The sequence below is a fragment of the Streptomyces sp. NPDC005494 genome, from assembly GCF_042872025.1.
Classification (GTDB): domain Bacteria; phylum Actinomycetota; class Actinomycetes; order Streptomycetales; family Streptomycetaceae; genus Streptomyces.
The window spans coordinates 202481-228511 of the sequence record NZ_JBIAJR010000003.1; the positions used below are offsets into that span (position 1 = coordinate 202481).

Below are 26031 nucleotides of genomic sequence, written 5' to 3' on the forward strand. Positions count from 1 at the left end.
CCTAAGCTGGGGCAATGGGCGGTGATGACGTACGGCTGCGCGCCGTGGTGGCGCTGGCGCAGGCGATGGCGGCGGCCTACACCCCGCGTGAGTCCTGGCGTGCTGCGGCGGCGGGGGCGTGCGAGGCGCTCGGCGGCAGCTTCGCCGCCCTCTCCGTGTGGGAGCGGGAGCAGGGCAGGCTGCGCGTGCTGGTGAACGCGGGCGAGCGGGCCGAGGGGGAGGAGGAGTTCCCCGAGGGTGAGGCCTACCCCGTGCACCAGTTCCCCGAGATCACCGAGTTCCTGCACGAGCGCTGGGCGGGCGGCGGCGAGCCCGACGCCTGGGTGGAGACCGCCGACGGCAGCCCGCCCCCGGGGGCGCCCGCCCGGGGCGCCCGGCCGTTCTGCCATCAGCGGGTGGCCGCGCTCCGCAGGCGCGGACGGGGCTGCTGCGTGGTGGCGCCGATCGTCCTGCACGGCCGGGCCTGGGGCGAGCTGTACGTCGCCCGCCCCGCCGGCGCCCCGGTGTTCGACCGGGACGACGCGGACTTCGCCACCGTGCTGGCCGCCGTCGTCGCGGCGGGCATCGCGCAGACCGAGCGGCTGGAGGAGGTGCGCAAGCTGGCCTTCACCGACCCGCTGACGGGCCTCGCGAACCGCAGGGCGGTCGACATCCGGCTCGACGAGGCACTGGAGGCGCACCGCGCCGAGGGGGCCGTGGTCAGCCTGGCCGTCTGCGATCTGAACGGCCTGAAGGCGGTCAACGACACGCACGGCCATGCCGTCGGCGACCGGCTGCTGGAACGTTTCGGCTCCGTGCTCTCGCTCTGCGGCGCCATGCTCCCCGGCGCCCTGTCCGCGCGCCTCGGCGGGGACGAGTTCTGTCTGCTGACCGTGGGGCCCTCCGCGGACGACGTCGTGCGGGTGTCCGAGGAGCTCTGCGCCCGGGCGGTCGCCCTGGAACTCGGTGACGGTGTCGCCTGCGGGGTCGCGTCCACGGGTGACGACATCGGCCCGGTCCAGTCCGCGCGCAGGCTCTTCCGGCTGGCGGACGCCGCGCAGTACCAGGCGAAGGCGGCGCACTCCAGGAAGCCGGTGGTCGCGGGGCGCGACGGTGACGTCATCCGGCTCGCCGACTCCCCGCCGCGGCCGGCCCACGACCGCCGGCGGTTGCGCGGCAACCCGCCGGGCGGAGACCGGTAAGGGTCCAGGCCCGGAACCACTGGTGACATGGCGGGTTTCAGTCCGTAGGCTTCTGAATATGGATATGCATACAGTCGTGGTGGGGACGTCCGGTACCACCGCCGAGGACGTCATCGCCGTGGCCCGTCAGGGTGCCCGGGTCGAGCTCTCCGCAGCCGCCGTCGAGGCGCTCTCCGCCGCGCGGGGGATCGTCGACGCCCTCGCCGCCAAGCCCGAGCCGGTCTACGGGGTCTCCACCGGCTTCGGCGCCCTGGCCAGCCGGCACATCAGCCCCGGGCTGCGAGCCCAGTTGCAGCGCAACATCGTCCGCTCGCACGCCGCCGGTATGGGCCCGCACGTCGAGCGCGAGGTCGTCCGGGCGCTGATGTTCCTGCGGCTGAAGACGCTCGCCTCCGGCCACACCGGCGTACGCCCGGAGGTCGCGCAGACCATGGCCGACGTCCTCAACGCGGGCATCACGCCCGTCGTCCACGAATACGGCTCGCTCGGCTGCTCGGGCGACCTCGCTCCGCTCTCGCACTGCGCGCTGACTCTGATGGGGGAGGGGGACGCGGAAGGCCCCGACGGCGTCGTGCGCCCCGCCGCCGAGCTCCTGGCCGCGCACGGCATCGCCCCCGTCGAACTGCGGGAGAAGGAAGGGCTGGCGCTCCTCAACGGCACCGACGGCATGCTCGGGATGCTCGTCATGGCTCTCGCGGACCTGAAGGACCTCTACACCAGCGCCGACATCACCGCCGCGCTCTCCCTGGAGGCGCTGCTCGGCACGGAACGGGTCCTCGCCCCGGAGCTGCACGCCATCCGCCCGCACCCCGGTCAGGGTGTCTCCGCCGGCAACATGCTGCGGGTGCTCGCCGGGTCCGGCCTCACCGGCCACCACCAGGACGACGCCCCCCGCGTCCAGGACGCCTACTCCGTGCGCTGCGCGCCCCAGGTCAACGGCGCCGGCCGCGACACCCTCGCGCACGGGCGGCTCGTCGCGGACCGCGAACTGGCCTCGGCGGTCGACAACCCCGTCGTCCTCCCGGACGGGCGGGTCGAGTCCAACGGCAACTTCCACGGCGCGCCCGTCGCGTACGTCCTCGACTTCCTGGCGATCGCCGCCGCCGACCTCGGGTCCATCACCGAGCGCCGCACCGACCGGCTGCTGGACAAGAACCGCTCGCACGGCCTGCCGCCGTTCCTCGCCGACGACGCCGGGGTCGACTCCGGGCTGATGATCGCCCAGTACACCCAGGCCGCGCTGGTCAGTGAGATGAAGCGGCTCGCGGCCCCGGCCTCCGTCGACTCGATCCCGTCCTCCGCGATGCAGGAGGACCACGTCTCCATGGGCTGGTCGGCCGCGCGCAAGCTCCGTACCGCCGTCACCGCCCTCGCCCGGATCGTCGCCGTCGAGCTGTACGCGGCCACCCGCGCCGTGGAGCTGCGGGCCGCCGAGGGGCTGACGCCCGGGCCCGCGTCGCTCGCCGTCATCGAGGCACTGCGGGCGGCCGGTGTCCAGGGACCCGGGCCGGACCGCTTCCTCTCCCCGGACCTGGCGGCGGCCGACGCCTTCGTACGGGAGGGAAAGCTCATCGCGGCCGTGGAGCCGGTGACCGGCCCGCTGGACTGAAGGCCGCGCACACGCGGAAGGGCTGCCGCGTCCGGGTGGACGCGGCAGCCCTTCCGGCGCTCAGAAACCGGTGCCCGGTACGGTGCCCCGGCGCATCGAGAACGCGACGAACCCCGCACCGACGCACAGCGAGACCGTGCCGCCGATGAGGTACGGCGTCGTGTCGACGCCCGCCCCGGTGTCGGCGAGCCTCTCGCCCGAGGTGAACTCCCCTGCGGCGGAGGCCTGTCGGGCCTGGTCGGTGGTACCGGCGGACGTGCCGGTGGAACTGCTCTGCGGGGCCGTCCCGTCGGTCGCCTTCGCGGAGGGGACGAACCAGAGAGCGCAGAGCAGGGTGCCTGCCGCTGTGGTGGTCAGCAGCGTGCGACGAGCGATGGACACAGAATCGATCCCCTTGCGACAGCCATCAGTTAGCCCCCCGGGCCGATGCTAAGCAAAGCAGCGGGTCGGAGGAAACCCACAGGTCCCGGGGGCCTTACGCTCCGGCCTATGAGCACTTCGGAGACACCCTCATTTGTTCGGCTTCGCGTGGAGATGGTGCTGGAGATCAGCGACGCGGACGCCCTGACCGGAACGGCGCTGGAGAGCATCGCCGCCGACTTCACCGCCGACGGGGCCTCCGCCGACGAGTCGGCCGAGGAACGCACGCATGCCGAGGAGACGGTCAGGGAAGACGGAGCGGAGGCCCTCGCCTCGCTGATCGACCCGTTCGACCTGATCAGCCAGGTGCCCGGCGTCGAGCTCGCCCAGGCCTCCTGGAGCAGCGAGACCATCGACTACGACCCCGACGCCGAGGACTGGGCAGCCGGAGAGGACGGCGACGAGGCGTACTACGGGATCGAGGACAATGAGACCGACGACGAAGAAGGCGGCGGGAAAACGGAACGCTGACGCCCTTGGGGCCCTCCTCAGGGGTGACGGGAACCGGCGCGCCCGCAGGTGCGTCGATCAGTGGTGTTCCCCACATCCACGCCGGATGTGGAACGGAACACCCGGTCGGGGTGTTCTTGGAACATTGACGGGGAATCGCCGTCGGGCGACCCTGTCCGGGGATCTTGGGGAATCGGCAACGATGGAGAAGCGTGTGATGACGGACAGCAAGCGGCGCAGGGGCCTCATGGCCGCGTCCGCACTGCTCGGCGGCGTACTGGTGCTTTCGGCCTGCAGCGACGACGGCGGTACGAACGCGGGCGCGAGTGCCGACAGCTCGAAGACGTCACAGGCACAGGTGGACGAGGCGGCCGCCAAGGACGCGTCGGAGGCGCAGATAACGATCGCGCCGAAGAACGGTGCCACCAACGCGAGCATCAACAACGCGGCCATCGTCACCGTCGCCAAGGGCAAGCTGACCGAGGTCACCATGACCACGTCGGCCGGTGACACCGTCGAGGGCACCCTCGCCGCCGACGGTTCCAGCTGGAAGCCCAGCGGCCAGCTGGAGCGCTCGACGACGTACAAGATCAGCGCCACCGCCGCCGACTCGGACGGCCGTGAGGCGCACGCCAACAGCTCCTTCACCACGGTCTCGCCCGAGAACAGCTTCATCGGGAACTTCACCCCCGAGGACGGTTCCACCGTCGGCGTGGGCATGCCCGTCTCGATCAACTTCAACAAGGCGATCACGAACAAGCAGGCCGTCCAGGACGGCATCACCGTGACGTCGAGCAGCGGCCAGGAAGTCGTCGGCCACTGGTTCAACAACCAGCGTCTCGACCTGCGCCCCGAGGACTACTGGCAGGGCGGCTCCACCGTCACGCTGAAGCTGGCGCTGGACGGCGTCGAGGGCGCCGACGGCGTCGTGGGTGTGCAGCAGAAGACGGTCACCTTCAAGATCGGCCGCAACCAGGTCTCGACCGTGGACGCCAAGGCGAAGACCATGACCGTCACCCGTGACGGCAAGACGGTCAAGACCATCCCGATCTCCGCGGGATCCTCCGAGAACCCGACGTACAACGGCCAGATGGTGATCTCCGAGAAGTTCAAGGAGACCCGCATGGACGGTGCGACGGTCGGCTTCACGGACGACGACGGCAAGGGCGAGTACGACATCAAGGACGTGCCGCACGCCATGCGGCTGTCCACGTCGGGCACCTTCATCCACGGCAACTACTGGGGCGCCAAGTCGATCTTCGGCAGCGCGAACACCAGCCACGGCTGTGTCGGCCTGTCCGACACCCAGGGCGCGGACGACCCCAACACCCCTGCCGCCTGGCTGTACGACAACTCCATGATCGGCGACGTGGTCATCGTCAAGAACTCCCCGGACAAGACCATCGCCCCGGACAACGGCCTCAACGGCTGGAACATGAGCTGGTCGGAGTGGACGGCCGGCTCCTGATCCCGTAGCCGGTACCCCTCCCCGCCCGAAGGCGGCGGCACCCGTACGACCCGGGTGCCGCCGCCTTCCGCGTACGCGTTCTCATACGGCTCTCATCGGGCACTTAACTCCTCATCACACCCGGTCCATATCTTCGCGCCATGTTCTTCACCTACCTCCGGCGCGAGCTGCGCCGCCGCAGAAAGGCGGCGCTCGTCGTCGCCTCGGGGCTCGCCCTCGGTATTGCGCTGGTCATCATCGTCAGCTCCGTCTCCTCGGGCATGAGCAAGGCCCAGGACAAGGTCCTCCAGTCGCTGTACGGCCTGGGCACCGACATGACGGTGACCAAGGCCGCGGCAGCCCAGGGCTCCGGCGGCAACGAGCGGCCCCGCTTCGAATTCGACGCCCAGGACGACGAGGACGAGACCCAGAGCACCGACCGGGTCATGGTCCAGGGCTTCCAGACGCTGGCCGCCAGCACCGTCGACAAGGTCGGCAAGCAGACCGGCGTCGCGGACGCGGTCGGCGGGCTCAGCCTGACGGTCATGAAGGTCGACGGGCAGTTCACCCGTGGCCAGTTCAAGCAGGACGAGAGCTCGGGCTCCGGTCAGGGCGGACCCGGCGGCGGCCAGGGCAGCGGTGGCCAGGCGCAGGGTGAGGTCCAGGGCGGCGGCGCGTCCTTCGACGTCAACTCCTTCACCGTGTACGGCACCGACGTCACCCAGCAGGGCCTCGGCCCGCTGACCTCCTCCAAGATCACCAAGGGCCGGACGTTCAAGGCCACCGAGACGAACGCCAAGGTCGCGGTCGTCGACTCCGCCTACGCCAAGGAGAAGGAGCTCGCGGTCGGCAAGACCGTCACCATCTCCGGCACCACGTACAAGATCGTCGGCGTCTCCACCGCGGACAGCGGCGACGCCGCAGCCAACGTCTACATCCCGCTGAAGCAGGCGCAGACCGTCGCGGACTCGAAGGACAAGGTCACCACGGTCTACGTCCAGGCCGCCGACTCGCAGCAGATCGACACCGTCAAGGCCGCCATCCAGAAGAACATCTCGGGCACGACGGTCACCACCTCCGCCGACCTGGCCGACACGGTCTCCGGCTCCCTCTCCACCGCCTCCGACCTGGCCTCCAGCGTCGGCAAGTGGCTCTCCATCGCCGTGCTGGTCGCCGCGTTCCTCGTCGCCGGCCTGCTCACCTCCTCCGCGGTCAGCCGCCGCGTCCGGGAGTTCGGCACCCTCAAGGCCCTCGGCTGGAAGAGCGGACGCGTCACCCGTCAGGTCGTCGGCGAGGCCCTCGTCAACGGACTGATGGGCGGCGTCCTGGGCATCGCCGTCGGCCTCGCGGGCGCCTACGCCGTGACCGCCATCAGCCCCACCCTCACCGCCCAGCTCGGCTCCACGGGCGGCGGAGGCGGCGGCATGGGCGGCGGCGGCGGCCCGATGGGCGGCGGCGGCCCCGGCCGCCAGACCGCGGCCAAGACCCTCGACATCGCCCTGACCGCGCCGGTCTCCCTCAGCACCATCCTCGTCGCCGTCGGCCTGGCGGTCGCGGGCGGACTGATCGCGGGAGCCTTCGGCGGCTGGCGGGCCTCCCGGCTGCGGCCGGCCGACGCGCTGCGCCGCGTCGCATAACCCCCGCCCCGCCCCTCCCCTCCGTACGTACAGCAGGAGTCCACACGTGTACCAGCTCAAGGGCGTCACCAAGCGCTACATGCGCGGCAAGACCCCCGTCGACGCGCTCGCGGGCGTCGACCTGACCATCGAGGACGGCGGACGGCTCGTCATCCAGGGCCCCACCGGCGGGGGCAAGTCCACGCTCCTGCAGATGCTCGGCGGACTGGACCGGCCCACCGCAGGCACCATCGAACTCGACGGTGTCGACCTGGCCAAGCTCCCCGAGTCCCGGCTCACCAAGGTCCGGGCCGAGTCCATCGGATTCGTCTTCCAGAGCTTCAACCTGATCCCGACGCTCACCGCGCAGGAGAACGTCGAGACGGCGCTCGTCCCGCTCGGCATCGGTGCGAAGGCCCGCCGCGAACGTGCCGCCGAGGCCCTGGAGTCGGTCGGCCTCGGTGACCGGCCCACCCACCTGCCCAGCGAGATGTCCGGCGGCCAGCAGCAGCGCGTCGCGATCGCCAGGGCACTGGTCAAGCGGCCGAAGGTGCTGCTCGCCGACGAACCGACCGGCAACCTCGACGAGTCCATGCGCGACGAGATCATGGAACTCCTCGACGGGCTGTGGAAGGAGCACGGCCTCACCTTCGTGATGGTCACCCACGACAGTTCACTCGCCCGCAAGGCCCCGAGGGTGGCGACCATCCGCAAGGGCAAGGTCACCGTCACGGAGAACGCGGCGGCCTGAACCACGGCGGCGCGGACCTCACGGCCCTCCTTCCGCGGCTGTGAGGTTCGCCACCCGGGCGCCCCTGCCGCGCGGGGCCCGTGAGGCCCGTCCGCCCCGGCGGGAACGGGCGAACGGGCCCGTGGACCCCCAGGGACGTGGTGAACAAGCGCGTCCACTGCGCGGATGTCGCCCGCACCGTCGCGGGCCGTGCTGGGAGACTTGCCGGGTGCAACGGTCCGCACGGACCGGGTGGCGCCTCCGGGGACAGGGAGCGCCGAAGGGCACGATCCCACCCACGGAAGGTCTTGATCAGATGCCGGCCAGTTCCGACTCCCTCTCCCTCACCCCGAACACCGCCGCGAGCCGGGTCATCGAGCCGCTCTACGCCGAGATCCTGCGGCGCAACCAGGGCGAGGGCGAGTTCCATCAGGCGGTGCGCGAGGTCCTCGAGACCCTCGGCCCCGTGCTGGCGCAGCGGCCGGAGTTCGTGGACGCCCGGATCATCGAGCGGATCTGCGAGCCCGAGCGCCAGCTCATCTTCCGGGTGCCGTGGTCGGACGACGCCGGCGACATCCACGTCAACCGTGGCTTCCGCGTCGAGTTCTCCAGCTCGCTCGGCCCCTACAAGGGCGGGCTGCGCTTCCACCCCTCGGTCAACCTCGGCATCGTGAAGTTCCTCGGCTTCGAGCAGATCTTCAAGAACGCCCTCACCGGCATGCCGATCGGCGGCGGCAAGGGCGGGGCCGACTTCGACCCCAAGGGCCGCTCCGACGCCGAGGTCATGCGCTTCTGCCAGTCGTTCATGACGGAACTCCACCGTCACCTGGGCGAGTACACCGACGTGCCCGCGGGTGACATCGGCGTCGGCGGCCGGGAGATCGGCTACCTCTTCGGCCAGTACAAGCGGATCACCAACCGCTACGAGTCCGGCGTGCTCACCGGCAAGGGGCTCGGCTGGGGCGGAGCCCAGGCGCGTACCGAGGCGACCGGATACGGATGCGTGCTCTTCACCGCCGAGATGCTGCGCGTGCGCGGCGAGTCGCTCGACGGCCAGCGCGTCGCCGTGTCGGGCTCCGGCAACGTGGCCATCTACGCGATCGAGAAGGCCCAGCAGCTCGGCGCGACCGTCGTGACCTGCTCCGACTCGGGCGGTTACGTCGTGGACGAGAAGGGCATCGACCTCGCCCTGCTCAAGGAGATCAAGGAGACCGGCCGCGGCCGGATCTCCGAGTACGCCGAGCGCGGCGGCGACCATGTGCGCTACGTCGCGGGGACCGGCGTCTGGAACGTCCCGGTGGACGTGGCCCTGCCCTGCGCCACCCAGAACGAACTGCACGAGGCCGACGCGCTCACCCTCGTACGCAACGGGGTGAAGGCCGTCGCCGAGGGCGCCAACATGCCCACCACCCCCGCGGCCGTCCACGTCCTCCAGGAGGCCGGCGTGGCCTTCGCGCCCGGCAAGGCGGCCAACGCGGGCGGTGTCGCCACCAGCGCCCTGGAGATGCAGCAGAACGCCTCCCGCGACTCCTGGACCTTCGCCCACACCGAGGAGCGCCTCGCGCAGATCATGCGCCACATCCACGACTCCTGCCACACGACCGCCGAGAAGTACGGCAGCCCCGGCAACTACGTGGTGGGCGCGAACATCGCGGGCTTCGAGATCGTCGCCGACGCGATGCTGGCGCAGGGCCTGATCTGACCCCTGCCCTCACCGCCCGTCCGACCCCCTCCCGCCGCGGTCCGGCCCGCGCCGTCCGGACCGCTCCCGCCGGCGCGGGTCAGGACGCGGCGGCGGGGGTCATCCGGGCGCCCGGCGCGGAGCCGGTCGGGGTGAGGAAGGCGGTACGGGGCAGTGTCGCGTCGGCCGGACGCGCGCCCTCGGCGGTGGACGGGTCGGTGGTGGTGAACATCGACGCTCCACCACCCTCGCCGTCCCAGGTGTTGCCGTCGGACCGGGAGGACTCGGCGAGCACGGTGTCCGGGCCTTCGCCGCTGTCGACCGCCGCGTTGGAGCTCAGCACGGCGGCGGCGGTGGGCAGATGGAAGTTCGTGCCGTTGCGGAAGGCGGTGTTGCGGGTGAGGCGGACCGCGCCCGGGTTCCCTTCGTCGTTGAAGCCGTGCCCGGCGTTGTCCCAGGCTGCGTCGTCGACGAGCACATGGGCGACGGAGGCCGCGGTGTGGCCGCCGCCGAGGGTGAACCCGTTGCCGTTGCGGTAGGACCAGGTGGCGCGCACCGTCACCGGGCTGGTGAAACCGCCCAGGTCGATCCCGTCGGCCCCGTTGCCGTACGCGCGGCAGCCGCTCACCGTGTTCCCGCCGCCCGAACCGAACTTGACCGCGAGGCCGACCCCGCCCGCCCGGCTAGGCCCGTTGGCGTAGAAGTCGCTGTCCAGCACGGTGTTGTTCTCGGTGCCCGCGTCCCTCAACGTGAGCCCGGACTCCGCGTTGCCGTGCATGGACAAGCCACGGAAGACGGTGTTCCGGCAGCCGCTGCACACATACGCGTGGCTTGCCGAGCCCCGGACCTCCAGGCCCTGCACGGTCCAGTTGTCCGCCGCCTGCGTGATCGCCCAGGAGGAGGCCGGCAGCCCGGAGGCGTCGATGACCGGCCGCTCGCCCCGGTAGTTGCTGAGGGTGATGCGCCGGTCCGGCGTACCGTCCGTCGTGAGGGACGTCTCCTCGGAAGGCCGGTAGGTCCCGCCGCGCAGCGCGATGGTCTGGCCGGGGCGGACGACGGACGCCGCCTTGGCCAGCGTGGCGAAGGGGCGGGCCCGGCTGCCGTCCCCGTCGTCCGAACCGTCGGGCGCGAGGTAGATGTCGGCGCTGGTCACCCCTATCGCCGTGCCCGTACGGCGCTCGGCGCGCGCCGTCGGGGCGGCGGACGGCGAGGCCGAGGCCGAGGCGGTTGGCGTCCGGGACGGCTTCGCGGGGACCGGGACCACCGGCTGAGCGGGGCGGCTCACGGCGGGGGGCGCCGCACGCGGAGCGGGTGCGGGGGAGTGCCACACGGGATAGGTCAGAGCCCCGGCCGCCACGGCGAGTGCCGCGGCCGACGCCGCGACGGACTTGGCCGTGAGGTGGTGCAGCAGATCGTGGACCCGGCCGGTGGCCGTCTGCCCGAGCAGGGAGGCAGCCTCCGCTGCGTGGCGTACGCCCTCGGCCAGCCCGCCGGGCACCGGCAGCAGGCCGAGTCCCGGCAGCAGTTTCTCCGGGGCGACCAGGCCGGTCCTCTGCGCCCCGCACTGCGGGCAGTCGCGTACATGGCGGGTGAGCCGCTTGCGCCAGAGGGCGCCCGTGCCCCCGTCCCAGCCGCGCGCGGCATCGGCCAGTCCGGGACAGCGGGGCGTGGCGGCCAGGGCGCGGACCACCGTGCGGGCGTCCTCCAGCCGCAGCTTCATGCGCCGTACCCGTACGGCGGTGTGCCGGGCGTTCAGGCCGATGGCGTGGGCGACGTCGGCACGGGCGATGCGGCCGGCCTCCTCCTCCCACCACAGGGCGAGCAGCCGCCGGTCGTCCTCGTCCAGCCACCGGGCCGCGAGGGCCAGATCCCGGCGCTGGCCCGAGAGTTCGAGCTCCGCCACGGTACGTTCGGCGAAGTCCGTGAGCGGGTCCGCGACGTTCTCCACCTCGTGCCCGTGGAAGCGGTCGCGGGCCGCCCGCCGCTGGTACTGCTGCACCTCCCGGTAGGCGATGGCCACCGCCCACGAACGGAACCGCTCCGGCTCGCGCAGTGACGGCAGCGCGCGGACGATCCGCAGCATGACCTCCTGCACGAGATCGTCCACATCCGCGTGACCGTTGAGCGCCCGCCCGACGATTCCGTATACCAACGGCAGGTGCGCGGCGAGGAGTTCCTCCATGGCCCGGGTGTCGCCCCTCCGGGCGTCACCGACCAGCCCCGGCGTGTCGTGCACCGCTCGGCCGGGCCCGCTGTCCGTCATCCCGCCACGGCTCCTCACTCGCTTCGGGGCCGGTCACCGGGGTCGCTGCTGACGTGGACCTGCCGACCCGGGGCCCAGAGGCAGGCATCGTGGCACAAGGGCAGGGAGTCGTAAAGAAGTTGTCCCTTCCACCACCGCCGCCACCTGCGGCGCACCCGCCCCGTCGGCCCCGGATCCTCGTCGCGGAAAAGTTTCTTCGGGATTTCTGTCATCCACACCCGCCCCACGCATCTACCTGGGCACTGCGGCTCACACCACCGCACCGTCCGGCCCATCCGAAGGAGCGAACGATGACCGAGAAACCGAACAGAAGGCGGCGCGCGCCGGCCGTCGCGATCGTGCTGGGGGGTGTCCTGGCCGGTGGGCTGGCGGCTCCGGCGGGGGCGGCGTCGTTGCCGGTGGCGGGGGGTGTGTATCAGCTGGCGGTGAAGAAGAGCGGGAAGTGTGTGGACGTGCCGGGGGCGTCGCCGGCGAACGGTGCGTTGTTGCAGCAGTGGGGTTGTACGGAGGGTGCGGCGTGGCAGCAGTTCACGCTGACGGCTGACGGGTCGGGGAAGTACCGGCTGGTGAACAGGTCGAGTGGTAAGTGCGTCGATGTGCCTGACTACTCGAAGGTCAGCGGGGTGCAGCTCCAGCAGTGGGGGTGTGCCGGTCAGACGAACCAGCAGTGGACGCTGACGGCGAGCGGTACGGACACGTTCCAGGTCGTCAGCGTGAACAGCGGTCTGTGCATGAGTCTCAAGGACGCCTCGACGGCCAGTGGTGCCGCGATCATCCAGGAGACGTGCACCGCCAACAGCAACAAGCAGTGGGCCTTCAAGCCCGTCGGGACCACCGGCCCTGCCACCGTCGCCGCCGACGGCACCGGCACCTACCGGACCGTGCAGGCAGCGGTGAACGCCGTCGGCAGCGGGAACGCGAGCCGCGTCACCATCACCGTCAAGCCCGGCACCTACCGTGAGCAGGTCACCGTCCCCGCCGACAAGCCCTTCATCAGCCTGAAGGGCCTCGGTGACTCACCGGACGACGTCGTGATCGTCAACAACCGCAACGCGGGCGACCACGGCCACGTCGGCTCCGCCACCCTCGTCGCGCTCGGTCACGACTTCGGCGCCACCAACCTCACGCTGTCCAACGACTTCGACGAGAACAGCTCCGACACCGGGGACCAGGCCCTCGCCCTCTACCTCGACGCGGACAGGGCCGTCCTGGACGACGTGCGGCTCCTCGGCGACCAGGACACCTTCCGGGTCAACGACAAGGCGCGCGCCTACATCGTGGACTCGTACGTCGAAGGCACCGTGGACTTCGTCTACGGCGGCGGGACCGCCGTCTTCCACGCCTGCACGATCCACGAGAAGCGGAGCACCGGCGGGCCGATCACCGCGGCCAGCACCCCCGCCGAGAAGACGTACGGCTTCCTCTTCTACCGGTCGACGGTGACGGGAGCGGCTTCGAACACGACCCAGCTCGGGCGCCCGTGGCGGCCGGACGCCCAGGTGCTGTACCGGGAGTCCTCGCTCTCCTCGGCGCTGGCCACCGCTCAGCCGTGGACGGACATGTCCACCAACTCCTGGAAGAACGCCAGGTTCTCCGAGTACCGCAACACAGGCGCCGGAGCCACCGCCAACGGCAACCGCCCGCAGCTGACGGACGCGCAGGCCGCGAACTACACCCCGCAGAAGTACCTGGTCGGAACGGACGGCTGGAACCCCGTGCGATGAGCACGGCCGCACCGCACACCCATGGTGACGACAGAGAGAAGGAACTCGAGATGAGTGAGCACAGGAAGCGTACGAAGGGGCTCGGTGCCCTGCTGGCGACCCTGCTGGTGGTGGTCGGAGCCCTCCTGGCCGGTGGGCTGGCGGCTCCGGCGGGGGCGGCGTCGTTGCCGGTGGCGGGGGGTGTGTATCAGCTGGCGGTGAAGAAGAGCGGGAAGTGCATTGATGTGCCGGGGGCGTCGTCGGCGAACGGTGCGTTGTTGCAGCAGTGGGGTTGTACGGAGGGTGCGGCGTGGCAGCAGTTCTCTTTGACGGCTGACGGGTCGGGGAAGTACCGGCTGGTCAATCGGAGCAGCGGTAAGTGCGTGGATGTGCCGGACGGTTCGAAGGTGAGCGGGGTGCAGCTCCAGCAGTGGGGGTGTGCCGGTCAGACGAACCAGCAGTGGACGCTGACGGCGAGTGGTACGGACACGTTCCAGGTCGTCAGCGTGAACAGCGGTCTGTGCATGAGTCTCAAGGACGCCTCGACGGCCAGCGGTGCGGCGGTCATCCAGGAGACGTGCACCGCCAACAGCAACAAGCAGTGGGCCTTCAAGCCGGTCTCCGGGCGCACCTGGTCCGACAAGGCCGACGGCTTCGCGTCCACCGGGGGCGGCACCACGGGCGGCGCGGCCGGCTCGAGCGTCACCGTCACGAACTACGCGGACCTGGTGAAGTACGCCACCGCCGCCACGCCCTACGTGATCAAGGTGGCCGCCGCGATCACGGTCAGCCCGTACGGCCACGAGATACCGGTCAAGTCCGACAAGACGATCATCGGCGTCGGCACCTCGGGCCATATCGTCGGCGGAGGCTTCTTCCTCGGCACCGGCATCCACAACGTCATCATCCGCAACCTCACCATCCGCGACACCCGGATGGCCGAGGACGACCCCGACGACAAGGACTACGACTACGACGGCATCCAGATGGACACCGCCGACCACATCTGGATCGACCACAACCGCATCGAGCGGATGAACGACGGGCTCATCGACAGCCGCAAGGACACCAGCTACCTGACGGTCTCCTGGAACGTCATGGGTGAGCAGAACAAGGCCTTCGGCATCGGCTGGACGGAGAACGTCACCGCCAGGATGACCATCCACCACAACTGGATCCACGACACCAACCAGCGCAACCCCAGCATCGACAACGTCGCCTTCGCGCACCTCTACAACAACTACATGCAGAACGTGACCTCGTACGGGAACCTGTCACGCGGGGCCTCGAAGACCGTCATCGAGAACAGCTACTACCAGAGCGTCGCCAACCCCTACTACGTCGACACCACCGCCGCGTCCCTCACCCAGACCGGCAGCATCTGCGTCTCCTGCACCGGCAAGCAGCAGACCAACGGGACGACGTTCAAGCCCGGTGACCACTACAGCTACAGCCTGGACCCGGCCGCGGACGTGCCCGCCCTGCTCAAGCAGTACGCCGGCCCGCAGAGCAACATCGGCGGCTGAGCCGCCGGCGGCAGCTGCCCGCCGCCGTCGCACCGGCCCGGTACGGAACACACCGTGTCCGTACCGGGCCCGTGGCCCGTGAGGCCTCCGGCGTGCACCGGCGCCGGAGTGCGGCGAGCTCAGGCGTGGGAGGTCCCGGCCACATCGATCGCTTCGAGCCGTTCGCGACGCGTCCGCTCGGTCCCCCACGCCCCGAGCGGCTCCAGGGCCTGATTGAGCGTGCGCCCGTGCTCGGTCAGGGAGTACTCGACCCGCGGCGGCACCTCGGCGTACACCTTCCGGTGCACGAGGCCGTCCTCCTCCATCTCGCGCAGGTGCTGCGTCAGCATCTTCTCGCTCACTCCCGCCAGACCTCGGCGCAACTCACTGAAGCGGCGCACCCGATGGGTGTCGAGTTCCCACAGGATCAGTCCCTTCCACTTGCCGCTCACCACGTCGAGCGCAGCGTCGATGCCGCAGATGTAAGGCCCGCATCTCGGCGCCTTGGCCATCGGTGATCCCCTAACTGGATGGTAAGTACCGCAGTAAATAGTGGGTACTTCCGAGAGTAGTGACGCCCACCGACGATGGAGGGGTGAACGAGCCACAGAACCTCACCACCAGTCAGGGCAGCGCCGCTGTCACCGTGATCGGGCTCGGCCCGATGGGCCGGGCGATGACGCGCACGCTTCTCGCCGCCGGCCACCGAGTCACCCTCTGGAACCGCACCCCGGCCCGGGCCGACGACCTCGTCGCCGAAGGCGCGACGCTCGCGGCGACACCCGGCGAGGCGGTCGAGAGGAGTGACCTCGTGCTCCTCAGCCTCACCGACTACCAGGCGATGTACGACATCCTCGGCGGTGCCACCGGATCGCTCGCCGGCCGGACCCTGGTGAACCTGAGCTCCGACACCCCCGAGCGGACCCGGGAGGCGGCGGCCTGGGCGGCGGGTCACGGTGCCGCCTTCCTCACCGGAGGCGTCATGGTCCCCGCGCCGATGGTCGGCACCGAGGCCGCCTACGTCTACTACAGCGGCCCCGGCGAGACCATGCGCACCCACCAGGAGGCCCTGGCCCTGCTCGGCACACCCAGGTACCTGGGCGAGGACCCGGGCCTCGCCCAGCTGATGTACCAGGCGCAGCTCACCGTGTTCCTCACGACGCTGTCCGGACTGATGCACGCCACCGCGATGCTGGGCGCCGCGGGGATGAAGGCGCGGGAGGTGCTGCCGGAGTTGCTCTCCACGGCCGACACGACCAGCGACATCCTGCGGGCCGGCGAGGACAGCCCCGGCGCCGCGCTGGACGCCGGGGAACACCCCGGCGACCTCAGCACGGTCACCATGATGGGTGCGACGGCCGACCACATCGTCGAGGCCAGCAGGTCACTCGGCCTGGACCTCGCGCTCCCGCTGGCGGTGCGGAACCACTACCGGCGTGCGATCGACGACGGACACGGAGGCGACAACTGGACGCGCATCATCGACGGCATCCGCACGCCGCACCGACCCGACCCGGCCCCGTGACGCGTCCTCGAAACCGCAGGACGACGACCGTTCTGCCGACAGCAGATCCGCCCGGCGCGGATCGGGTTCCCCACCCGCGCCGGGCGCTCCGCTCCTAGGCTGGGGCGATGAGCAGCCACGCATCGAACCGGGCCCGCGTCATCCCTCTGCGTCCGGTCCCCGTCACAGCGGGCCCAACTCCCGCGGCCAGAGAGCCTCTGTTGCGGGACGTCGTCGGGGACGTCCTGCGCCGCGAGCGGCTCACGCAGGAGCGGACGCTCAAGGACGTGGCCGAGGCCGCCCGGATCTCCGTGCCGTACCTCTCCGAGGTCGAGCGCGGCCGCAAGGAGGCGTCGTCCGAGGTACTCGCGGCGGCGGCCCGTTCCCTCGGGCTCGGGCTGGCGGACGTGCTGTCTCTCGCCCACGAGGATCTCGTCCGCCGGACCGCGCCGTCCCGTACGACCACGGCCCGCGGGCCGCTGGGAGCGGTCCGGCTGGCGGCCTGACCCCGGCCGGCCGGAGGGACCGCCGCCGTCAGGCGCTCATGTCCATGACGACACGGCCCTCGATCTCTCCGGCGGTCATCTCGTCGAACACGGCGTTGACGTCGGTGAGCGGCCGGAGCGTGTACGTCGGGTCGATCAGGCCGCGGGCGAAGAAGTCGACGGCCTCCGCCAGATCGGCCCGCGTCCCCACGATGGAGCCCCGTACCGTCAGGCCGAAGAGCACCGTGGAGAAAATGTCCAGGGGAACTGCTCAGGCGGCGGCCCCACCAGGGACAGTGTCCCGCCGCGCCTGAGGGACCAGACGCCCTGGGAGAACGCCTTGACTCCGGACCCGGCGCGACCGGTGGCCGGAGCGAGGCCAGGTGAACGTCGGCCGCTCGACGGGCCGTACCGGAACGCGCACCGTCCCCGGCAAGGAGGTGCCGGGGACGGTGCGCGTCGTGCGTGCGGGCGGACGGCCCGGGAACCTGCGGTCAGGCTCCCGGCGCCGGGGCGATGCCCGTCGGGCAGGCGCGGCCCCAGTTCGTCTCCGAGGGGGACTCCAGCGTGGCTCCCGTGCCCCCGATGCCGCAGTAGCCGTCGGGGTTCTTGTCGAGGTACTGCTGGTGGTAGGCCTCCGCGGGCCAGAACGTGCGGCCCTCGGCGGGAAGGATCTCCGTGGTGATCGTGCCGAAGCCGGAGCCCGTCAGCACCTGCTGGTATGCCTCCCGGGACGCCTCCGCGGCCTCCGCCTGCTCGGCGGAGTGGGTGTACAGCGCCGAGCGGTACTGCGTGCCCACGTCGTTGCCCTGGCGGAAGCCCTGGGTCGGGTTGTGGGACTCCCAGAAGAGCTTGAGCAGCTCCGCGTAGCTCACGGTCCTCGGGTCGAACACCACGCGGACCGCCTCCGTGTGGCCCGTCAGGCCCGAGCAGGTCTCCTCGTACGACGGGTTCTCGGTGTAACCGCCCTGGTAGCCGACGAGCGTCGTCCAGACGCCCTCGGTCTGCCAGAACTTGCGCTCGGCGCCCCAGAAACAGCCCAGCGCGAAGTCGGCGACCTCCAGACCCTGCGGATACGGGCCGCTCAGCGGGTTGCCGAGGACCGTGTGACGGGACGGCACCGAGAATTCGGGGGTGGGGCGGCCTCGGAGGGCCTCCTCGGGGGTGGGGAGCTGCGGGGTGCGGTTGGTCAGGAACATGCGGTGGCTCCTCCGGGGGTCGGGATTCGCTCCGTACAACACCGTGAGGGTGCCGTGGATTCCACGGCCTCAGGCGGCGGGGGCCGGAGGCTCGCGGTGCTCGCCGGGCGCGCCGGCCGGGGGTTCGCGGTGCTCGCCGGGCGCGCCGGCGGGAGGTTCGCGGTGCTCGCCGGGCGGGTTCTCGTAGGAGGCCATGTAGGCGGCCGTCTTCCTGCGCGCCCGCAGCCAGAAGAAGACGGCGAGGCCTATCAGGATCAGCGGGATCAGTCGTGCCATGGGGGTGCCTGTCCAATCCGGGGAGAGCGGGGCCGAGCCGGTCAGTGGGGCAGGGTCGCGGGGCTGCCGCCATTGGCCTCGTACCCCGCGACGGCCAGCGCACGGTACACGGTGTACTCGGCGGCCGGGTCGGGGTTCTGGGTCCAGGGCAGCGCGCCCACGTGGCCGTCGATGTGGACGAGCTGGTGCATGGCCTCGGACCAGCGCTCCATGCGGACGAGGAACATCACCAGGAGGTGCCGCACGTGCGCGAGCACCGGGTCGTCCGCGCGGGCCGCGTGCACCGCGAACAGCGCGCCCTCGACCGCCTTCGTCACGACGGTGCCGCGGTAGAAGCCCTGCACCAGATTGACCTCGGGCAGGTGCTCGTACACGGCGAACAGCGGCAGGGCGGCGAGCAGCGACCCCTGCGGGGCACGGGCCGCGGCCGTCGTCGCGAAGCGGTCGGCCTCCTCGCGCGAACCGTGCCACTTCTCGCACCAGAAGTGCAGCGCCGCGATGTGCGCTCCCATGTGCGCGGGGGCACGGTCGATGATCTTCGCCCACACCTGGTCGAACTGCTCGTGGGAGTAGCCCAGTCCGCGGGCCACGGCCAGCTCCACGATGTACGGCACGGGGTCGCCCGGGGCGAGCAGGGCCGCCTCGCCGCAGACCGTACGCGCCTCCTCCAGGATGATCCGGAAGTCGTCCGTGCCCACGGTGCCGGTGCGCCAGGCCTGCTGCACCAGGAACTCCGCGTGCACGGCTGCGGCGCCCGCGTCCTTCGGGGCCTCGGCCCGCCACGCCCGGAGCCACGCCCCGCCCTCACCGGGCCGCCGGGACAGTTCGAGGGAGGCGGCGCCGGCGAACGCCTGCACCCGCTGCCAGCGGATCTCACTCTCCTTGGGCGTGCCCGCGAGCAGTTGCGAGGCGGCCTTCCAGCTCTGGGTGCCCTGCACCACGTCCAGGACGTCCAGGAGGTCCTGGTCGGGTCCGGGCATCCGGACGTCCAGCTCCTCCTGGCGCGCGAAACCGTACGTGTCCGGGTCGGCGGCGTCGGGTGAACCGGGCGCGACCTGCCGGATTCCGCCGCGGCGTCGCAGCAGGACGGGGCCCACGACGGCGACGAGCATGCACACGGCGAGCAGGAACCACAGAATCTCCATGCGGTCCATTGTCCCCGGACGCGTAACGGAGCGGCGAGTGGCCCGTAACCACCCGCCCGACCAACTACGCTCGGGCCGCATGAGCGACCAGCACAGCTTCGAGACCCTCGCGATCCACGCCGGCAACACCGCGGATCCCCTCACCGGCGCAGTGGTCCCGCCGATCTACCAGGTGTCCACGTACAAGCAGGACGGCGTCGGCGGACTACGCGGCGGATACGAGTACAGCCGCAGCGCGAACCCGACGCGTACCGCCCTGGAGGAGAACCTGGCGGCACTGGAAGGCGGCCGCCGCGGGCTCGCCTTCGCGTCCGGCCTCGCGGCGGAGGACTGCCTCCTGCGCACCCTCCTCACGCCCGGCGACCACGTGGTCATCCCGAACGACGCCTACGGCGGCACGTTCCGGCTGTTCGCGAAGGTCGCCTCGCGCTGGGGCGTCGAGTTCTCGGTCGCCGACACCTCGGACGTGAGCGCGGTGCGGGCGGCGATCACCCCCCGTACCAAGGCCGTCTGGGTCGAGACCCCCTCGAACCCGCTGCTCGGCATCACGGACATCGCGGCCGTCGCCGACGTGGCCCGGCAGGCGGGCGCCCGGCTCGTCGTCGACAACACCTTCGCCAGCCCCTACCTCCAGCAGCCCCTCTCGCTCGGCGCCGACGTCGTGGTGCACTCCACCACCAAGTACATGGGCGGCCACTCGGACGTCGTGGGCGGCGCGCTCGTCGTCAGCGACCCGGCGCTCGCCGAGGAACTCGCGTACCACCAGAACGCGATGGGCGCCGTCGCCGGACCGTTCGACGCGTGGCTGGTGCTGCGCGGGATCAAGACCCTCGCCGTCCGCATGGACCGCCACGACGAGAACGCCGCCAAGGTCGCCGACCTGCTGACCCGGCACCCCAAGGTGACCCAGGTCCTCTACCCGGGGCTCCCGGAGCACCCCGGGCACGAGATCGCCGCGAAGCAGATGAAGGCCTTCGGCGGGATGGTGTCCTTCCGGGTCGCCGGCGGCGAGGAGGCGGCGGTCGAGGTCTGCAACCGCGCCCGGCTGTTCACGCTCGGTGAGTCCCTCGGTGGCGTGGAGTCGCTCCTGGAGCACCCCGGCCGCATGACGCACGCCTCCGCGGCGGGCTCCCCGCTGGAGGTCCCCGCCGACCTCGTCCGGCTCTCGGTCGGCATCGAGAACGCCGACGACCTGCTGGCCGACCTCACGCAGGCGCTCGGCTGACACGGCTCGGCGGCCGGGACGGACCGTCCCGGCCGCCGGACGGCGTGGGGTCAGGCAGCGACCTTCTCGTCCTCAAGCGTGCCCCGGATCTGTTCGCGCAGTTCCGGGCTGTCGGTGTGCTCGTGCACCGAGACCGCGTGTTCGGCGGCGGCCCGGACGACCTCTTCCTCCTCACCCGAAATGGCGAGTGAGCAGTTGGAGACGCTCGGATACTTGCGGCAGTCTGCGATCTTCCGTGTCATCACGGCCTCCTCGACTCTCGCGAGTGCAGGCCCTTCCAGGGTAGATCCGAACGGCCGGGCGGACAGGCCGGGAAGACCCTCAGTTCTCCTGCGCCGGCTGGTGCGCGGCCTGCCGCGCGGCCAGGGAGGCGTTGAACCGGGTCAGCAGGGCGCAGAACGTGTCGCGCTCGTCCTCGCTCCAGTCGCCGGTCACCTGGGACATCAGCTCACGGCGTGAGGCGCGGACCTCGTCCAGGCGGGCCTGACCGCGCGGTGACAGCTGGAGCACCACGGCGCGCCCGTCCTCCGGGTGGGAGGTGCGCTTGACCAGTCCGGTGTCCACGAGCGGCGCGACCTGCCGGGTCACCGTGGAGGAGTCGATCCCCATGCCCGCGGCCAGGGCCTTGACGCCCATCGGGCCTTCCACGTCGAGCCGGTTGAGCAGCAGATAGGCGGCCCGGTCCATCGAGTTGCGGACCTGGCCGACCCCGCCGAGGCGGGTCTGCTCGGCACGGCGGGCGAAGACGGCCACCTGGTGCTGGAGTGCATCGAGAAGGTGGTCCGTTCCCGGATGTCCGGGGGTCGCGCCCCCGGAAGGAGACGCAGCAGTCGTCATGTCCTGAGGGGGCATGGCCGGGGGCTCTCTTCGTGCGGTGTCGGATGGGTGGGGGACAGAGTACGCGGCCACGGGGCAACGTGTACCAGCGCTGCACAAACCTATGGACACCACCGCAGGCCGCCATGAGATGCGACGGTCCCGCCCGCTCCGAGCTGCAAGACTTGCCGTCATGACCTTCCGTACGTCAGGCCCCTTTCCTCCGCTCATCCTCGACGACGTCCGGGGGGCGCAGAAGATGTTGTCGGGGGTGGCCAGAACGACCGGAATGGAGGGCAGCCGTCATCTGAGCTCACTCGTCGGCGCCCCGGTCCACCTCAAGTGCGAGAACCTCCAGCGCACCGGCTCCTTCAAACTGCGGGGCGCGTACGTACGTATCTCGGGCCTCAGCCCCGTCGAGCGCGCTGCCGGAGTCGTGGCCGCGAGCGCCGGAAACCATGCGCAGGGTGTAGCACTGGCATCGTCACTACTCGGCGTACGCTCCACGGTCTTCATGCCGGTCGGCGCGCCCCTGCCCAAGGTCGCCGCGACCCGCGAGTACGGGGCCGAGGTGCGGCTGCACGGGCACGTGGTGGACGAGACGCTCGCCGCCGCCCAGGAGTACGCGGAGCAGACCGGCGCCGTCTTCATCCACCCCTTCGACCACCCGGACGTCATCGCGGGACAGGGCACGGTGGGCCTGGAGATCCTCGAACAGTGCCCCGAGGTACGGACGATCGTGGTGGGCATCGGCGGGGGCGGGCTCGCGGCCGGCATCGCCGTGGCGGTGAAGGCCCTGCGACCCGACGTCAGGATCGTCGGGGTGCAGGCGGCGGGTGCGGCGGCCTTTCCGCCCTCCCTGGCGACCGGGCATCCCGTGGCGCTGGACGCGGTGCAGACCATGGCCGACGGGATCAAGGTGGGGCGCCCCGGCGATCTCACGTTCCCGCTGGTCCAGGAGCTGGTGGACGAGGTCCGCACGGTCACCGAGGACGAGCTGTCCAGCGCGCTGCTGCTGTGCCTGGAGCGGGCGAAGATGGTCGTGGAGCCGGCCGGGGCGAGCCCCGTCGCCGCACTGCTGAGTGACCCGAAGGCGTTCCGCGGGCCCGTCGTCGCCGTGCTGTCGGGCGGCAACGTGGACCCCCTGCTGATACAGCGCATCCTGACGCACGGCATGGTCGCGGCGGGCCGCTACCTGAGCCTGCGGCTCCGGCTCACCGACCGGCCGGGCGCGCTGGCCGCGATGCTCGCCACCCTGTCCGTCGCCGACGCCAACGTGCTCGACATCCAGCACGTACGGACCGACCCCCGGCTCGGGCTCACCGAGGCCGAGGTGGAACTCCACCTGGAGACGAAGGGGCCGGAGCACTGTGAGGAGGTCGCCGCCGCGCTCCGGGAGGCCGGCTACACCGTGAGGGCCTGAGGAAAGGGACGGCGGCCGGGGAGCAAAACCGGTTGTGGGCCGCCCGGTATCCCCATAGCGTGCACCGCCGTGCGGTTCGCGAGCGGCGCGACGCCCGTGCCGATGTGCGGTTCGCGAGCGGCGCGAATCGTGACGGGCGCGACGTCCGTGCCGACGCGCGGTTCGTGACGGGCGCGATTCGTGACCGGCGCGACGGCACCGCGAATCCTAGGATCTGCTCAGGAGTACCCGAGAACCAACTGGGGGAATCCCGTATGCCAGGCGCCATCTACGCCGAAGGCCTGGTGAAGACCTTCGGCGACGTACAAGCACTGGGGGGCGTCGACCTCGACGTCCCCGAAGGCACCGTCCTCGGCCTGCTGGGGCCCAACGGCGCCGGCAAGACGACCGCCGTGCGTGTCCTGACCACCCTGCTCCAGCCGGACAGCGGCCGGGCCGTGGTGGCGGGCATCGACGTACTGAGGAATCCCGACGAGGTACGCCGCTCGATCGGGCTCTCCGGGCAGTTCGCCGCCGTCGACGAATACCTCACCGGCCGCGAGAACCTGCAGATGGTCGGGCAGCTCTACCAGATGGGCGCGCGCGACGCGAAGAAGCGGGCGGGGGAACTCCTGGAGAGGTTCAACCTCGCCGACGCGGCCGACCGCACCGCGAAGACCTACTCCGGGGGCATGCGCCGCCGCCTCGACCTGGCGGCGGCGCTCGTCGTCTCCCCGCCGGTCATGTTCATGGACGAGCCCACCACCGGACTCGACCCGCGCAACCGGCAGCAGCTCTGGGAGGTCATCCAGGAGCTCGTCGCCGGCGGTACGACGCTGCTGCTCACGACGCAGTATCTGGAGGAGGCCGACCGCCTCGCCCACGACATCTGCGTCATCGACCACGGCAAGGTGATCGCCCGCGGCACCTCCGACGTGCTCAAGGCCCGCACGGGCGGCGAACGCGTCGAGGTCGTCGTCCACCAGCCCGACCAGATCGACCCCGCCCGCTCGGTGCTCGCCACGTACGGCAAGGGCGAGATCTCCGTGGCGGAGCACACCCGCAAGCTGACCGTCCCGGTCACCGGCGGCGCCAAGCTGCTCGCCGAGGTCATCCGCGAGCTCGACACCCACGGCGTGGAGATCGACGACATCGGGCTGCGCCGCCCCACGCTCGACGACGTCTTCATCTCGCTCACCGGCCACGCCGCCGAGCTGGAGAAGAACGGCCGCGACGCATCGACCGAGGCCGCCCAGGGCCGGAAGGAGGACGGCAGGTGACCACCACCGTCCCGCACACCCCGGCCGTGACGCCGCTCAAGTCCCGGAGCGCGATCAGCCGGTCCGTCGCCGACTCCCTCGTCGTCGCCAAGCGCAATCTGATCCGCATGGCCAGGATCCCCGAGATGGTGATCTTCGGCCTGGTGCAGCCCATCATGTTCGTGGTGCTGTTCACGTACGTCTTCGGCGGATCCATCAAGGTGGGTGACTCCACCTCCCCGCAGGCCTACCGCGAGTTCCTCATGGCGGGCATCTTCGCGCAGACCGTCACCTTCGCCACGGCGGGAGCCGGCGCGGGCATCGCCGACGACATGCACAAGGGACTCATCGACCGGTTCCGGTCCCTGCCGATGGCCCGGGGCGCCGTTCTCACGGGACGTACGATCGCCGACCTCGTGCAGACCGCGCTCACGCTCGTCGTGCTCGCGATCGTCGCCCTCATCGTGGGGTGGCGCACCCACGAGAACATGGGCAAGGTGCTGCTCGGCTTCCTGCTGCTGCTCCTGCTCGGCTACGCGTTCTCCTGGATCGGCGCCTTGATCGGGCTCGTCGTCCGGACCCCGGAGGCCGCCACGTCCGGCGGGCTGATCTGGCTCTTCCCGCTGACGTTCATCTCGAACGCCTTCGTGGACGCCAACCAGATGCCGACGTTCCTGCGCGTCATCGCGGAGTGGAACCCCTTCAGCGCCACGGTGCAGGCCTGCCGTGTGCTGTTCGGCAATCTGCCGCCGGGCTTCGTGACCCCGGACGCCTGGCCGATGCAGCACCCGATCCTGGCCTCGGTCATCTGGTCCGTGGTCATCGTCGTGGTCTTCCGCACGCTGGCGGTCCGTAAGTACCGCTCGGCGACCGCCTGACCCCGCGCACGACGGAGCCCCGGCCGCACCTGCGGCCGGGGCTCCGTCGTCGCGGATCAGCCCTGGTACGGCTTCGCGGAGATGATCTTCACGGTGGCCTTCTTGCCGTTCGGCAGCTCGTACTCCGCGTCGTCGCCCACCCGCTTGCCGTTCACGCCCGTGCCGAGCGGCGACTGGGGGGAGTACGTCTCGATGTCGGTGCTCGCGTACTCGCGGGAGGCGAGCAGGAAGGTGACCGTGTCGTCCGGGTCGCCGTCGAAGGCGATCGTCACGACCATGCCGGGCTCGACCACGCCGTCGTCGGCGGGGGCCTCGCCGACCTTCGCGTGCTCCAGGAGCTGGGTCAGCTGACGGACCCGGAGCTCCATCTTGCCCTGCTCCTCCTTCGCGGCGTGGTACCCGCCGTTCTCGCGGAGGTCACCCTCCTCACGGGCCGCCGCGATCTTGACGGAGATCTCCGTGCGCGCGGGACCAGACAGGTACTCCAGCTCCGCCTTCAGCTGGTTGTACGCCTCCGGCGTGAGCCAGGTGACGTTATCGCTGGTCTGGGTCACAGGGTGCTCCTCGTCGGTGCTGGGAATACAAAGCAACGCCCTACCCCAAGCATGCGCTGCCACGGGTGGGCGAAACAACGAGCCTAACAATTCCGCGCGAAAAGGGGGAGAAGGTAAAACGTCACACGCGCGTCCGCGCAGGTCGGCGGGGGCGCGTGCGGGGCGGCGGCGGCGCGCTCCCCGGTGGTGCGGTCAGCCGCCGGCGGTGCAGGCGACGAGCTCCACGGCGGTCGCCCGGGAGGTGGTGCGCAGGGACACGACCTCGTCGATCCGCTCGGTGCGCGCCTCGAAACGGAAGTCCGCGCGTCCCACCTCGGCGCCGTCCTCGCTCAGGGCGCGGAGGGTGCAGTGCCCGTCGGCGTCCCGCTCCTTGCGCACCTCGAGGTGGGCCTCGGCTCGGCTGTCGGAGGCGATCCGGGACTTGATGACCTCGGCGCTGATGTCCTGGCCGGTGACGTAGTCGTAGCCGAACCAGCCGATCATGCCGACGAAGGCCACACCCAGCACGGAGCCGATGATCTTCAGCTTGCGGTCCGCGCGCCGGTCCCGGGACCGGCCGTAGCGCTCCTCGGGCAAGGCCTCGCGCACCGCCGCCATGATCGTTCCTCCAGTACAGGGGATCGTGGAATTTTCCACCCCCCGGTTCAGTCACTATAGAAGCCGACCCACGCGACCGATGACTG

Annotated in this window: 26 protein-coding genes; 15 read left to right on the top strand and 11 right to left on the bottom strand. The window is 71.1% G+C overall.

Translation table 11 applies throughout. The features are described 5' to 3' along the window. The first annotated feature begins 14 nt into the window (after window positions 1–14). Window positions 15–1181, top strand: a complete 1167-nt coding sequence (locus ACFYQ6_RS10930) for a GGDEF domain-containing protein (protein ID WP_361582443.1) — start codon at window positions 15–17, stop codon at window positions 1179–1181. A gap of 58 nt (window positions 1182–1239) precedes the next feature. Next, on the top strand, window positions 1240–2790 hold the full coding sequence (gene hutH, locus ACFYQ6_RS10935; RefSeq protein ID WP_361582451.1) for a histidine ammonia-lyase: 1551 nt from the start codon (window positions 1240–1242) through the stop codon (window positions 2788–2790). Between the two features lie 60 nt (window positions 2791–2850). Here the strand turns inward: hutH and ACFYQ6_RS10940 are convergent, their stop codons facing one another. Further along, window positions 2851–3171, bottom strand: coding sequence for a hypothetical protein (locus ACFYQ6_RS10940; RefSeq protein ID WP_361582454.1), 321 nt, complete (start codon window positions 3169–3171; stop codon window positions 2851–2853). 108 nt (window positions 3172–3279) lie between these two features. Here ACFYQ6_RS10940 and ACFYQ6_RS10945 point away from each other — a divergent pair, with 108 nt between their 5' ends. From ACFYQ6_RS10945 to gdhA, 5 genes are all read left to right on the top strand, one after another. Next, window positions 3280–3681, top strand: coding sequence for a hypothetical protein (locus ACFYQ6_RS10945; protein ID WP_361582457.1), 402 nt, complete (start codon window positions 3280–3282; stop codon window positions 3679–3681). Between the two features lie 181 nt (window positions 3682–3862). Next, the gene (locus tag ACFYQ6_RS10950) at window positions 3863–5128 is read left to right on the top strand and encodes an Ig-like domain-containing protein (protein WP_361582460.1); all 1266 of its coding nucleotides are present in this window, start codon (window positions 3863–3865) and stop codon (window positions 5126–5128) included. A gap of 140 nt (window positions 5129–5268) precedes the next feature. Continuing rightward, window positions 5269–6744, top strand: coding sequence for an ABC transporter permease (locus ACFYQ6_RS10955; protein ID WP_388762479.1), 1476 nt, complete (start codon window positions 5269–5271; stop codon window positions 6742–6744). Window positions 6745–6790: 46 nt separating this feature from the next. After that, window positions 6791–7474 (top strand): ABC transporter ATP-binding protein, encoded by a 684-nt coding sequence (locus ACFYQ6_RS10960; RefSeq protein ID WP_361582466.1) that lies wholly within the window; start codon window positions 6791–6793, stop codon window positions 7472–7474. A gap of 295 nt (window positions 7475–7769) precedes the next feature. After that, on the top strand, window positions 7770–9155 hold the full coding sequence (gene gdhA, locus ACFYQ6_RS10965) for an NADP-specific glutamate dehydrogenase (RefSeq protein ID WP_361582469.1): 1386 nt from the start codon (window positions 7770–7772) through the stop codon (window positions 9153–9155). 79 nt (window positions 9156–9234) lie between these two features. Here gdhA and ACFYQ6_RS10970 read toward each other — a convergent pair whose 3' ends face one another. After that, window positions 9235–11397, bottom strand: coding sequence for a sigma-70 family RNA polymerase sigma factor (locus tag ACFYQ6_RS10970; RefSeq protein ID WP_388762482.1), 2163 nt, complete (start codon window positions 11395–11397; stop codon window positions 9235–9237). A gap of 290 nt (window positions 11398–11687) precedes the next feature. Between ACFYQ6_RS10970 and ACFYQ6_RS10975 the strand changes: the two genes are divergently transcribed. Then, complete coding sequence (locus ACFYQ6_RS10975; RefSeq protein WP_361582474.1) at window positions 11688–13121, top strand: pectinesterase family protein; 1434 nt, start codon at window positions 11688–11690, stop codon at window positions 13119–13121. Between the two features lie 50 nt (window positions 13122–13171). After that, window positions 13172–14626 (top strand): RICIN domain-containing protein, encoded by a 1455-nt coding sequence (locus ACFYQ6_RS10980; protein ID WP_388762486.1) that lies wholly within the window; start codon window positions 13172–13174, stop codon window positions 14624–14626. A gap of 119 nt (window positions 14627–14745) precedes the next feature. Here ACFYQ6_RS10980 and ACFYQ6_RS10985 read toward each other — a convergent pair whose 3' ends face one another. Next, window positions 14746–15117: a helix-turn-helix domain-containing protein gene (locus ACFYQ6_RS10985; RefSeq protein WP_361582480.1), complete on the bottom strand. Its 372-nt coding sequence runs from the start codon at window positions 15115–15117 to the stop codon at window positions 14746–14748. 83 nt (window positions 15118–15200) lie between these two features. Between ACFYQ6_RS10985 and ACFYQ6_RS10990 the strand changes: the two genes are divergently transcribed. Beyond that, on the top strand, window positions 15201–16130 hold the full coding sequence (locus ACFYQ6_RS10990) for an NAD(P)-binding domain-containing protein (protein WP_361582483.1): 930 nt from the start codon (window positions 15201–15203) through the stop codon (window positions 16128–16130). Between the two features lie 107 nt (window positions 16131–16237). Then, the gene (locus ACFYQ6_RS10995; protein WP_361582486.1) at window positions 16238–16615 is read left to right on the top strand and encodes a helix-turn-helix transcriptional regulator; all 378 of its coding nucleotides are present in this window, start codon (window positions 16238–16240) and stop codon (window positions 16613–16615) included. Between the two features lie 28 nt (window positions 16616–16643). Here the strand turns inward: ACFYQ6_RS10995 and ACFYQ6_RS11000 are convergent, their stop codons facing one another. The 4 genes from ACFYQ6_RS11000 to ACFYQ6_RS11015 all read right to left on the bottom strand — a co-directional run bounded on the left by ACFYQ6_RS11000 (window position 16644) and on the right by ACFYQ6_RS11015 (window position 19214). Continuing rightward, a complete protein-coding gene (locus ACFYQ6_RS11000) occupies window positions 16644–16838 on the bottom strand; it encodes a hypothetical protein (RefSeq protein WP_361582489.1) in 195 nt (64 codons plus the stop codon). A gap of 250 nt (window positions 16839–17088) precedes the next feature. Next, window positions 17089–17793 carry a peptide-methionine (S)-S-oxide reductase MsrA gene (msrA, locus tag ACFYQ6_RS11005; protein WP_361582492.1) on the bottom strand — a complete coding sequence of 235 codons (705 nt, stop codon included), beginning with the start codon at window positions 17791–17793 and terminating at the stop codon, window positions 17089–17091. A gap of 69 nt (window positions 17794–17862) precedes the next feature. Then, window positions 17863–18069 carry a hypothetical protein gene (locus tag ACFYQ6_RS11010; protein ID WP_361582495.1) on the bottom strand — a complete coding sequence of 69 codons (207 nt, stop codon included), beginning with the start codon at window positions 18067–18069 and terminating at the stop codon, window positions 17863–17865. A 41-nt stretch (window positions 18070–18110) separates the two neighbouring features. Beyond that, window positions 18111–19214 (bottom strand): hypothetical protein, encoded by a 1104-nt coding sequence (locus ACFYQ6_RS11015; protein WP_361582497.1) that lies wholly within the window; start codon window positions 19212–19214, stop codon window positions 18111–18113. A 79-nt stretch (window positions 19215–19293) separates the two neighbouring features. Between ACFYQ6_RS11015 and ACFYQ6_RS11020 the strand changes: the two genes are divergently transcribed. Beyond that, window positions 19294–20439 carry a cystathionine gamma-synthase gene (locus ACFYQ6_RS11020; RefSeq protein WP_356737679.1) on the top strand — a complete coding sequence of 382 codons (1146 nt, stop codon included), beginning with the start codon at window positions 19294–19296 and terminating at the stop codon, window positions 20437–20439. 50 nt (window positions 20440–20489) lie between these two features. Here ACFYQ6_RS11020 and ACFYQ6_RS11025 read toward each other — a convergent pair whose 3' ends face one another. Continuing rightward, a complete protein-coding gene (locus ACFYQ6_RS11025) occupies window positions 20490–20681 on the bottom strand; it encodes a DUF1059 domain-containing protein (protein WP_361582500.1) in 192 nt (63 codons plus the stop codon). A gap of 79 nt (window positions 20682–20760) precedes the next feature. Next, window positions 20761–21291, bottom strand: a complete 531-nt coding sequence (locus ACFYQ6_RS11030; protein WP_361582503.1) for a MarR family transcriptional regulator — start codon at window positions 21289–21291, stop codon at window positions 20761–20763. Window positions 21292–21448: 157 nt separating this feature from the next. On the opposite strand from ACFYQ6_RS11030, the gene ilvA reads away from it, so the two are divergent. The 3 genes from ilvA to ACFYQ6_RS11045 all read left to right on the top strand — a co-directional run bounded on the left by ilvA (window position 21449) and on the right by ACFYQ6_RS11045 (window position 24794). Beyond that, window positions 21449–22678 carry a threonine ammonia-lyase gene (ilvA, locus tag ACFYQ6_RS11035; RefSeq protein WP_361582506.1) on the top strand — a complete coding sequence of 410 codons (1230 nt, stop codon included), beginning with the start codon at window positions 21449–21451 and terminating at the stop codon, window positions 22676–22678. Window positions 22679–22932: 254 nt separating this feature from the next. After that, window positions 22933–23937 (top strand): ATP-binding cassette domain-containing protein, encoded by a 1005-nt coding sequence (locus ACFYQ6_RS11040; RefSeq protein WP_361582509.1) that lies wholly within the window; start codon window positions 22933–22935, stop codon window positions 23935–23937. 26 nt (window positions 23938–23963) lie between these two features. After that, window positions 23964–24794 carry an ABC transporter permease gene (locus ACFYQ6_RS11045; RefSeq protein ID WP_361582563.1) on the top strand — a complete coding sequence of 277 codons (831 nt, stop codon included), beginning with the start codon at window positions 23964–23966 and terminating at the stop codon, window positions 24792–24794. Window positions 24795–24850: 56 nt separating this feature from the next. On the opposite strand, the gene greA is transcribed toward ACFYQ6_RS11045, so the two are convergent. Next, window positions 24851–25348, bottom strand: coding sequence for a transcription elongation factor GreA (greA, locus tag ACFYQ6_RS11050; protein WP_145803723.1), 498 nt, complete (start codon window positions 25346–25348; stop codon window positions 24851–24853). Window positions 25349–25540: 192 nt separating this feature from the next. Then, window positions 25541–25945: a DUF4307 domain-containing protein gene (locus ACFYQ6_RS11055; RefSeq protein ID WP_361582512.1), complete on the bottom strand. Its 405-nt coding sequence runs from the start codon at window positions 25943–25945 to the stop codon at window positions 25541–25543. Window positions 25946–26031: the final 86 nt, after the last annotated feature.